This is a genomic window from Exiguobacterium sp. E4787 (genome assembly GCF_018618375.1).
In the GTDB taxonomy this organism is placed as follows: Bacteria; Bacillota; Bacilli; order Exiguobacteriales; family Exiguobacteriaceae; genus Exiguobacterium; species Exiguobacterium chiriqhucha.
The window spans coordinates 17,053-27,310 of the sequence record NZ_JACSLY010000020.1 but is presented as its reverse complement, the minus strand read 5'-3'; the positions used below and the strand labels follow the sequence as shown (position 1 = coordinate 27,310).

Here is a 10,258-nt window from a genome sequence, read left to right as displayed (position 1 = left end):
TATCGAATGAGAGAAAAGAAACGGGCCGGCATCCAACCGGCGCGTGTCGATAGTTTCCAAGAGTAATGTGTAAAAAAGGGATTTTTAATCCGTTATTAAGAGGGAATTTTAAACCGCTGTTGACATACTCCCAATTTATTTGATTCCCCTAAAAATAAAATAGGTAATATTGACTATGTTTTTTAACTCACATACAAACTAAGAATCCTTAAGTAAGACAATAAAAAATCCATACAAAAAAACCTTAGTACTGGCTTATAAAACAGCCATACTAAGGTTCTTTTAATCATTCCACCCCAAACCGATAAACCGTCCTCGAGTGATACAACTCCTCGGGGTTCAGTTCGATCGATGTGGCGATGTCTGGATGGTTTGGTGCGTCCGGGAACGCCTGTGCTTCTAAACAAATCGCACTATGTTTCTGCCGTCCTTCAAGCGTGACCGGCGTCTCTTCACTGAGGAAGTTCGCCGTATAGACGACCATGACCGGTTGATTCGTCTCGACGTCCATGACGCGTCCGCTCACCGGGTCATGCAGCCGGGTCACCCCGTCCTTCAAGAGGAACGGATGATCCAATCCACCAGCCTTAACGATCGCCTCGTCCTCCGACGAAATCGCCTCACCGACTGGCTTCCCGTCACGGAAGTCGAACGGTGTCGCCTCCACCTCGAGCAACTCTCCCGTAGGCAGCGACTCGGAATCAAGCTTCGCCACGTGATCGGACGGCAGTGTCAGCACATGATCATGAATCGTCGGTCGTCCGCCGAGATTGAAATAGTTATGATGGTTCAAGTTGACCCACGTCCGCTTGTCCGTCTGGGCCGTCATCGTGACGACGAGCTCGTTGTCGTCCGTCAACTCATAGACGACCTTGAACATGACGTTGCCGGGATACCCTTCTTCCCCATCCGGACTTAGATAAGTAAATGTGATCGCCTGCCCCTCGACGTCCATGTCCCAGTGCCGGGACGTGATGCCGTCGTTGCCGCCGTGGATATGATGCGGGGCCTCGCTTGGGGTCAAGGCCACACCATCAATCTCCGCATTGCGGATCCGTCCGGCAATTCGTCCGACGACAGAACCGAGATAAACCGGGTTCTCGAGGTATTGCTCGGGACTACCATATTTCAAAATGACGGAGTCCATGTTCCCGTCACGGTCCGGTGCCGTCAACTCGGTCATGGCACATCCGTATGAAATGGCCGACAAGCGCATGCCGTTCTTGTTTTCAATAGCTGCTTCTCTCAACTGGCTCACCTACTTCGATTCGTTTACCTGTTCATTCCCGTAGTCGTCGTCCCGTACTCCACTTTATCGACGTGACTCAAAAATGAGTTCATGAAGACGATGAAACTCGTGAATCCCCTTATTCTCGACCGCATATTCTCACATTCACCGGATATTCATCGATATTCGACGATTGGTTGTTGCTGTACGTTCGCCTTCCGACTCCATTCGTTATTGTAAGCCGATATTTCAATCAAGCCCTAGGCTTACGTGCGATAAGGGCGCTAGTCCATCTCGGATATCGATGACTATACTCGAATTAACCTAGGAAAATCAACAGAGCGCTCGGAAACGAATTGCCACATGAATCAAATCGACGATCAAATCCACGAATGGGAACCAATGATCCACTATGTCATCCGCCACCTATCGATTCACCCGAACGAACAGGAAGACTGCGCCCAAATCGCTAGGATTGCCCTATGGGAAGCGTTGACTCGCGGCTGCACGCTATCCAAGACGTATTGCTTCCAGCGCATCCGGGGCGCCATCCTGAATCACCAACAAAAGAACTCCCGCCATTTAAAGCACGAGGTCGCCGCCGAACGAATCCCGGAACAATGCATGACGTCCGAACGTAATCTCTTCGACTGGCTCGACGAACAGCGGTTGTTGCTGTCCCCCCGCCATTTCGAACTCCTCTGCCACTTGATTGACGGGACCGAACAGACGCTGTCTTATTCGCCGAGTCGTTTGCGGGCATATAAGGCCGATGTCCAACGGGAACTGAAAGAGGCAATCAACTTGAAGGAGTGAATGATATGAAACACGTATTACTGAGTGACGCGATTGAGATGTACTTGACAGACATGAGAGAACGAAAGGAAGCCCCCGAGACGACGCTGAAAAGCACGCGCAACTCGTTATGGCGCTTCGCCCGCTATGCAGCCGAGCACGGTGCGGTGTACATCCAAGACATCGACGAGTCGAGCCATGCGATCCCGTACAAGAAACACATCAGCGGGATGGCCGACAATACGGTCAAATCCTATATCATGCGCATCCGTGGACTGTTCACGTTTGCCATCGAGCAGCATTGGATGCAACATAATCCGTTTGCCCGCATCGTCACACGGGAGGGCGTCAGCGAACCTCCAACGATCATCACACGCGACCAATTGAACACGGTGCTGTATCACGCCCGTAATTACACACTCTATACGATTTATCTCGTCGGAGGTGATGCCGGACTACGGATCAGTGAGATTTTAAATTTGGAGCTCGATCACATCAATTTCGAGGAGCGGTTGTTGACGGTTCAAAAAGGAAAAGGTGATAAAACCCGCCATGTCCCGATGACACCGCGACTCACCAACGAACTGAAGAAGTATATCGTCACGCACCGACCGAACGTCGGGAACTCAAATCGCATTTTCTTGATGCCAACCGGACGTGTCGTCCAACCTGGCTTTGTGAACAATGATTTGAAGGCAATCGCGCAAGAACAGTTCGGCGAGAAGTTGACGAGCCATATGCTGCGTCATAGTTTTGCGACGACGCTATACAATAAGAGTCAAAATATTCTTGGTGTAGCCAATCTCCTCGGGCATAAGTCAATCAATACGACGGAGCGCTACCTTCATGTATCCAGAGAACAAAGTCGCAAGCTGATTGACAGTTTGAATGAATAAGTAAAGGACTTGTCGAGGCATGAAGAAGCGATTGTTCATGTCTCGTTTTTTTGAATCACTGCTTGATTATCATGTTTGACACGACAGCAAAACCAAACCTAATGATTTTATTGTAATCAAAGATGCACCTCCGATATCCTCTGGAAGCAGTAGAAGAACATATCGTGAAAAGTTCAATCCACGATACAAATGTCGATAGTAAGCATGTTAATTCTTTTCAGTCGCAATTATACTCTCTTTGAAATCACGAACATGGTAGTCATGTTCATACGTCGACAACTCTTTCGCATACGCAAAGTCGCCGAACAATTTATTGATCGTGACGTTTCGGTCTACGAGCTGACGAATGACACCGTTGAACAAGCCTAGTCCTCTGACCTTATTACCGTGGACAGAACCAATCGTCGAAACGAGCTCCGACGTACAGACATACTCTTTGTTTTGCGGATGGAATGTGCCCTTGTCCTCATGAAGAATGACCTGTGCCAAAAACTCAGACAAGTTATCGATATGAATCATACTACGTTGATTTTGATAACTCGGGAAGACTGGGATTTTCTTTGATAGACCAGCCAGCTTGATGTAGTTCCCTTTTGATCCTTTTCCATAAATCATCGGCGGACGGACATTCGCGACGAGGAAATCTCGATCCGCAATCGCTTCAAGTTTCTTCTCGGCTTGAAGCTTACTGTTCCCGTAGAAATTCGTCGGCTTTGGCACGGTATCTCTTGTAATCATTTGAGCATTCGAAGCATCCCCGTACACGATCATGCTGCTGAGGAAGATGAACTGTTTGACGCCTTCACGTTTCGCCTTCTCGGCAACCTCAGCCGTCAAATCTGTGTTCACTTTATAGTATAAGTCCTCCATGCTCTTGTCCGTCGAAACGTGAGCGATTCCTGCAGCATGTAAAATCGCATCGTATCCATCGAACGAGATGTTTTTCCATTCTCCGTTTCGCATCCCCACTGTATCGACTTGAACAGAGGTAGTATGATGTGCCTCCACCCATTGTTTGAATGCATTACCAACGTAGCTATTCGCTCCCGTGATTAATACTTTTTTCATGTATAGCCCTCCTCCATAAAACTTAACTATGTATTTTTCTATGATCTATAACTAATTTATTCGCCTTGAACGGGGAATAATCGTTGTTCTTCCCGATGCACCAATGGCCTTATGCGATTGAAATAGAGGGGATTATCTCCTCGAAGACGCAATGATAAAGAGAGGAGCCTTAGAGGCAAGGGATACCAACACCCAAAAAGGTAAAGAACAACGATTATACTCGGTCTTACCTAGGAATCACACCGAGCGCTCAGGAAAGAGCAACTTGATGAACACGATTGACGAGCAGATTCGCGAGTGGGAACCGATGATCCATTATGTCATTCGCCACTTATCTATCCACCCTAACGAACAGGAGGACTGCGCCCAAATCGCCCGGATTGCATTATGGGAAGCGTTGAACCGCGGCTGTACCTTATCGAAGACGTACTGCTTCCAACGAATCCGGGGAGCCATACTCAACCACCAACAAAAGAACTCACGTCATTTGAAACACGAAGTCGCAGCTGAACGAATCCCAGAAACATGCATCGAGTCCGAACGTCGATTCCACGACTGGCTCGATGAGAAAAAGATGTTGCTATCACCTCGCCACTTCGAGCTCCTTTGCCACCTCATCGACGGGACCGAATCGACACTACCTTATTCCCCAAGCCGGCTTCGAGCCTACAAGGCAGATGTCCAACGAGAACTTCGAGAGGCCATCCAAATGAAGGAGTGATCAACATGGTAAACATTTTGTTGCAAGATGCAATCGAGTTGTATATGGAAGATTTAATTGTTCGTCGAGAATTGCCAAAGACGACTATTAAAACGTATCGAAACACGTTGCGTCGATTCGAGAATTTTGTTGCCCAACGTAATGTTCTCTATTTGCAGGACGTGACCTCCCTCGAACATGCGTTACCTTACAAACTGTCGCTCCAAGAAAAGGGTTTATCGAATTGTACGGTGCGTGCCTATATCATGTCAGTCCGTTCTCTCTTCACGTTTGCCGTTCAACAAAAATGGGTCATGGATAATCCGTTCGCCCAAATCATCACGAAAGATGGAGTGCAAAAGAAACCGAACGTCATCACCCGACAGCAGTTAAATCTTGTGTTGTATCAGGCTAAAAACGCAACGTTATATGCTATCTATTTAGCCGGAGATGACGCTGGCCTTCGTATCAGCGAAATCCTCGATTTATAAATTTCTCACCTCGACTTTGAGAACAACGTTTTGTATGTCAACAAAGGCAAAGGTGAGAAGCAACGCATAATTCCGGTGAGACCCCTTCTAGCAAAAGAGCTCAAAAACTATATCGAAAAAGACCGCCCTAAGTTCCCGAACTCACCTTACGAGTTTCTCATGCCGAGCGGACGGCAAGTGCGCGCCAATTACGTCAACGAGGATTTAAAATGCATTTCAGAAAAATACTTCGACGTACATTTGACGACTCATATGTTGCGTCATAGTTTTGCCACCTCGTGTTACCGGAACGGAGCCAGCCTAATGGTGATCCGTCAATTGCTCGGCCATAAACATGTCCAGACGACCGAACGCTATTTGCATGTGACGGACAAAGAAGTTCGAAACGCGATCGACGACTTGGAAGATTGAAAATATGGCAGCACGGGGATTGTTCCTCGTGCTGCCATATGATTAGTCACGACTGTACAAATCGCGTGTATACACTTTGTCTGCTACATCTTCAAGTTCTGGATGTAAGCGGTTTGTGACGATGACGTCAGCCGTCTCTTTGAACGTCTCAAAGTCATTGATGACAGGTGAATTGTAGAACGATTCTTCTTTTAGAACCGGCTCATAGATGACGACTTCGACACCTTTTGCCTTAATACGCTTCATGATTCCTTGAATCGAAGACGCCCGGAAGTTATCCGAATCCGTCTTCATCGTTAGACGGTAAACACCGACACGCTTCGGATTTTGTTTCAGAATCGACTCTGCGACAAAATCTTTACGTGTGCGGTTCGCGTCAACGATTGCCCCGATGATATTGTTCGGTACATCCTCATAGTTGGCAAGAAGCTGTTTCGTATCTTTCGGTAAGCAGTAACCACCATATCCGAATGATGGATTATTGTAGTGTGAACCAATCCGTGGATCGAGACCAACACCCTCGATAATCTGCTTAGAATCAAGGCCACGAACTTCTGCGTACGTATCAAGCTCGTTGAAGAACGCGACACGCATCGCCAAATATGTGTTCGAGAACAACTTGATGGCTTCCGCTTCAGTTGAGTCAGTCAACAGCACCGTAATATCTTCTTTGATGGCAGCATCTTTTAACAAGTTCGCGAACACTTCCGCGCGCTCAGACTGCTCACCCACAACGATACGTGATGGATAAAGGTTATCATGCAACGCTTGACCTTCACGCAAAAATTCTGGTGAGAAGATGATGTTTTCAGTATCGAATTTTGCTTTGACTTCATCCGTATATCCAACCGGAACAGTCGATTTGATGACCATGATCGCATCCGGGTTAATTGCCAGTACAGTAGCGATAACACTCTCTACCGTACGCGTATTAAAATAGTTACGTACAGGGTCGTAATCCGTAGGAGTTGCAATCACCACATATTCGGCATCTTTAAACGCTGTCAAGTTGTCTGTTGTCGCAACTAAATTTAATTTTTTGTTTTGTAAGAAGTCTTCAATTTCTGCGTCAACGATTGGAGACCGTTTCGCATTAATCATGTCGACTTTGTCTTTCATGATATCCAGTGCAATCACATCGTTATGTTGTGCAAGCAAGACTGCCATTGAAAGACCGACATAGCCAGTACCGGCTACAGTAACTCGCATGATGTTCCCCCTGATTCTGTATTTAAGGTTCTACGTTATAGTATTCTTTATACCAATCTACAAACTTACCTAGACCTTCGTCGATTGACGTGTTTGGTTGAAATTCAATGTCACGCACAAGGTCAGATACGTCCGCATAAGTACGATGAACATCACCTGGTTGCATATCCATGTATACTTTTACAGCTTCTTTACCAATTTTCTGTTCGAGTGTATTGATAAATTGCATCAACGTTACTGGTTTGTTGTTACCTATGTTATAGATTTTATAAGGAGCAAAACTTTCGCTCGTTGAATCAATTGCTTCATCCCACTCAGTATTCGCTTTAGGAGCATTAGGAATTAGTTTAATAATACCTTCTACGATGTCATCGATATAAGTGAAATCACGTTCCATTTTCCCGTGATTAAATACTTTAATCGGATTCCCCTCAATAATATCTTTCGTGAAAGAGAAGTAAGCCATATCTGGACGTCCCCATGGACCGTAAACGGTAAAGAATCGTAACCCAGTCGTCGGAATCCCATAAAGATGGCTATAAGTATGGGCCATCAGTTCATTCGATTTTTTGGTCGCAGCATATAAGCTGACAGGATGATCTACGTTGTGGTTCGTCGAGAATGGTGCAACTTTATTGCCTCCATAAACGGAACTTGATGAGGCATAAATCAAGTGTTCGACAGGGTGTTTTCGACATGCCTCTAGAATGTTAAGAAATCCTTGCATATTTGAGTCCATATAGGCTTGAGGATTTTCAATCGAATATCGAACACCAGCTTGTGCAGCTAAATTAATCACAACGTCAGGCTTAAACGTCTCAAATACTAAATTTAAATTTCTTGAATCAGAAATATCCACTTCTTTGAATGTGAAATTAGATTGTTGAGAAAGCTCGGCCAAACGATCCTTTTTCAATTTCTCGCTGTAATAACCATTTAAATTATCGATTCCAATAATGCTTAACTTTTCATTCGCCAAGGCCTTAACTACGTAAGAACCGATGAAACCAGCAGCACCAGTAATCAATACCGTCCTCATACTTCTACACCTTTATCGAGAAGCGGTTTCCACCATTCTTCATTTTCAAGGTACCATTCAATCGTATGCTTAATACCGCTATCAAAATTGTGTTCTGGTTTCCAACCAAGAGCTTCAAGTTTGCTCGGATCAATCGCATATCGTTTATCGTGACCCAGACGGTCTTCGACAAATTCGATTAGTTCTTCAGATTTACCAAGGTGTTTGATAATGGTTTTCACAACTTCTAAATTAGTTTTTTCGTTATGTCCACCGACGTTATAAACTTCACCGTCTGTACCCTCGTGCAACACTAAATCAATCGCCTTACAATGATCTTCCACATGCAACCAATCTCTAATATTTTGTCCATTCCCGTAAACAGGTACATTCTGATCATTATGAACTCTAGAGATTGTGAGCGGAATCAATTTCTCAGGAAAATGATATGGACCGTAGTTGTTTGAACAACGAGTAATGTTGATTGGCAATCCAAATGTTTCATGATACGAACGAACTAAAAAGTCACTTGCTGCTTTACTAGCACTGTATGGACTATTAGGTTGAAGTGGAGTTTCTTCTGTAAAGAATGTAGTGGGATCGAAATCAAGTTCACCATAAACCTCGTCAGTTGAAACGTGAACAAATTTCTCAACGCCAATTTCTTTTGCTGCGTCTAACAAAGCTTGTGTTCCCATTACATTTGTTTTAACAAAAATGCTTGGATCAGTAATTGAGCGATCCACATGGCTTTCAGCGGCAAAGTGAACAACGTAATCAAACTCTTCTTTTTTAAAGATATTCATAATTAACTCATAATCAGCAATATCTGCTTGAATAAACTTGTAATTTGGATTTTCGACCAAACTATTATGTTTAGCTAATTCCCCTGCATACGTTAACAAGTCTAAGTTGTAAATCATGTATTCAGGATACTTTGTGACCATATGATGAACAAAGTTTCCTCCAATAAATCCGGCCCCACCTGTGATAAGAATTTTTTTATCTGCCATTTTGCACCTCTTGTTTTAATTCATTTATGTAATGAGTCAAAGCTTTTTCCCAATGTGGTAAAGGTTCAAATCCATTAGCTATCAACTTTTGTTTTGACATTCTTGAGTTCTTTGGTCTTACGGCTAGTGTAGGATACTCTTCAGAAGTAATACCTTCTACCTTTACCGAACAGCCAGCTACTTCGAATATTTTTTTTGCAAAATCTGCCCAACTACAATATCCATCATTAGTGACTTGATAAACCCCAAATTTATTCGTTTGAACCATATCAATCAATAATTTTGCTAAATCATGTGTGTAGGTTGGTGATCCAATTTGGTCTGAAACAACCTTCAATTCATTATGGGTTTCAGCTAAACGTAGCATGGTTTTAATGAAATTATTCCCATTAATACCAAACACCCATGAAATTCGAACGATAAAGGAGTCCGCTAAAAGATTTTGAACCACCTGTTCACCTTCATACTTGGTAAGACCATAATAACTTTGCGGTGAAATTTTCGAGTCTTCCGTATAAGGTTGGTCGCCAATTCCCTCATAAACATAGTCAGTACTGATATATATAAATTTAGCACCAATAGATTTAGCTGCTTCCGCTAAATATTTCGTCCCATTTACATTTACATCCCATGCAATTTCCCTGTCCTCTTCTGCTCGATCGACTGCTGTATAAGCTGCACAGTGGATGATTGCTTCCGGTCTTAAATCATGAATATACTTAGTAACTTCATCAGCACTAGTAATATTTAAATCCTCAATTGTACTTCCGACCATTTCTAAATCGTGTTTTCGCCCTTCATGAACCACATCATAACCTAGTTGTCCGTTATAACCTGTTACAAGTATTTTCATATTTGTTCTCCATAGATAAAATTATTTTCAGCACCCTCTAAATGTGGTGCTTTCTTATCTTTATCTGAAAGAATAGGTTGTCCTGTTGTCGGCCACTCGATGTTAATAGATAAATCGTTCCAAATAATTCCTCGGTCATGATTTGGAGAATATAATTCATCGACCTTATATTGCACTTCAACGTCATTAGTCAAAGTTAAGAAGCCGTGAGCGAACCCCTTAGGTACTAACAATTGTTTCTTGTTCTCCGCTGATAATTCAATCCCGAACCATCTGCCATATGTGGGACTGTTTTTGCGAATATCTACAGCTACATCAAAAATAGAACCTTTTGTACAACGTACTAGTTTAGTTTGAGACTTAGGTGCAAGCTGATAATGAAGTCCGCGAAGAGTGTTAATCTCTGCAGAATAAGAGTGGTTATCTTGAATAAATTCATTTGTGATGCCTAAATCTTTTAATGAATTCGAATTGAATGTTTCCATGAACCATCCACGATTATCTCCAAACAAGTTAGGCTCTAGAACTTTTACCCCGTCCAAAAAAGTATTAGTTACTTTCATTAATTACATCTCT

General features: G+C 43.7%; 12 protein-coding genes. 5 read left to right on the top strand and 7 right to left on the bottom strand.

Annotated features, from left to right (window positions below):
- Window positions 1-286: 286 nt before the first annotated feature.
- Window positions 287-1,258 carry an aldose epimerase family protein gene (locus KNP80_RS15170; protein ID WP_353048007.1) on the bottom strand — a complete coding sequence of 324 codons (972 nt, stop codon included), beginning with the start codon at window positions 1,256-1,258 and terminating at the stop codon, window positions 287-289.
- Window positions 1,259-1,591: 333 nt separating this feature from the next.
- Between KNP80_RS15170 and KNP80_RS15165 the strand changes: the two genes are divergently transcribed.
- Together KNP80_RS15165 and KNP80_RS15160 are read left to right on the top strand one after the other, a co-directional pair.
- Window positions 1,592-2,044 carry a sigma factor gene (locus tag KNP80_RS15165; RefSeq protein ID WP_214835053.1) on the top strand — a complete coding sequence of 151 codons (453 nt, stop codon included), beginning with the start codon at window positions 1,592-1,594 and terminating at the stop codon, window positions 2,042-2,044.
- Between the two features lie 5 nt (window positions 2,045-2,049).
- Complete coding sequence (locus KNP80_RS15160) at window positions 2,050-2,919, top strand: tyrosine-type recombinase/integrase (protein ID WP_214835052.1); 870 nt, start codon at window positions 2,050-2,052, stop codon at window positions 2,917-2,919.
- A 207-nt stretch (window positions 2,920-3,126) separates the two neighbouring features.
- On the opposite strand, the gene KNP80_RS15155 is transcribed toward KNP80_RS15160, so the two are convergent.
- On the bottom strand, window positions 3,127-3,987 hold the full coding sequence (locus KNP80_RS15155) for an NAD-dependent epimerase/dehydratase family protein (RefSeq protein WP_214835051.1): 861 nt from the start codon (window positions 3,985-3,987) through the stop codon (window positions 3,127-3,129).
- Window positions 3,988-4,255: 268 nt separating this feature from the next.
- Between KNP80_RS15155 and KNP80_RS15150 the strand changes: the two genes are divergently transcribed.
- The 3 genes from KNP80_RS15150 to KNP80_RS15140 are packed head-to-tail and all read left to right on the top strand — an operon-like array spanning window position 4,256 to window position 5,589.
- Window positions 4,256-4,708, top strand: a complete 453-nt coding sequence (locus KNP80_RS15150) for a sigma factor (RefSeq protein ID WP_214835050.1) — start codon at window positions 4,256-4,258, stop codon at window positions 4,706-4,708.
- A 5-nt stretch (window positions 4,709-4,713) separates the two neighbouring features.
- Window positions 4,714-5,178 (top strand): tyrosine-type recombinase/integrase, encoded by a 465-nt coding sequence (locus tag KNP80_RS15145; protein ID WP_214835049.1) that lies wholly within the window; start codon window positions 4,714-4,716, stop codon window positions 5,176-5,178.
- Complete coding sequence (locus KNP80_RS15140; protein ID WP_353048008.1) at window positions 5,179-5,589, top strand: tyrosine-type recombinase/integrase; 411 nt, start codon at window positions 5,179-5,181, stop codon at window positions 5,587-5,589.
- A 42-nt stretch (window positions 5,590-5,631) separates the two neighbouring features.
- Here the strand turns inward: KNP80_RS15140 and KNP80_RS15135 are convergent, their stop codons facing one another.
- Genes KNP80_RS15135 through rfbC form a run of 5 tightly spaced genes read right to left on the bottom strand, consistent with a single transcriptional unit; the run spans window position 5,632 to window position 10,245 of the window.
- On the bottom strand, window positions 5,632-6,798 hold the full coding sequence (locus tag KNP80_RS15135) for a nucleotide sugar dehydrogenase (RefSeq protein ID WP_214835047.1): 1,167 nt from the start codon (window positions 6,796-6,798) through the stop codon (window positions 5,632-5,634).
- 22 nt (window positions 6,799-6,820) lie between these two features.
- Window positions 6,821-7,837 (bottom strand): NAD-dependent epimerase, encoded by a 1,017-nt coding sequence (locus tag KNP80_RS15130; protein WP_214835046.1) that lies wholly within the window; start codon window positions 7,835-7,837, stop codon window positions 6,821-6,823.
- The gene (gene rfbB / locus KNP80_RS15125; RefSeq protein ID WP_214835045.1) at window positions 7,834-8,829 is read right to left on the bottom strand and encodes a dTDP-glucose 4,6-dehydratase; all 996 of its coding nucleotides are present in this window, start codon (window positions 8,827-8,829) and stop codon (window positions 7,834-7,836) included. The genes KNP80_RS15130 and rfbB overlap by 4 nt, the downstream gene beginning before the upstream one ends.
- Complete coding sequence (gene rfbD, locus KNP80_RS15120; RefSeq protein WP_214835044.1) at window positions 8,819-9,682, bottom strand: dTDP-4-dehydrorhamnose reductase; 864 nt, start codon at window positions 9,680-9,682, stop codon at window positions 8,819-8,821. The genes rfbB and rfbD overlap by 11 nt, the downstream gene beginning before the upstream one ends.
- The gene (gene rfbC, locus KNP80_RS15115; RefSeq protein WP_214835043.1) at window positions 9,679-10,245 is read right to left on the bottom strand and encodes a dTDP-4-dehydrorhamnose 3,5-epimerase; all 567 of its coding nucleotides are present in this window, start codon (window positions 10,243-10,245) and stop codon (window positions 9,679-9,681) included. The genes rfbD and rfbC overlap by 4 nt, the downstream gene beginning before the upstream one ends.
- Window positions 10,246-10,258: the final 13 nt, after the last annotated feature.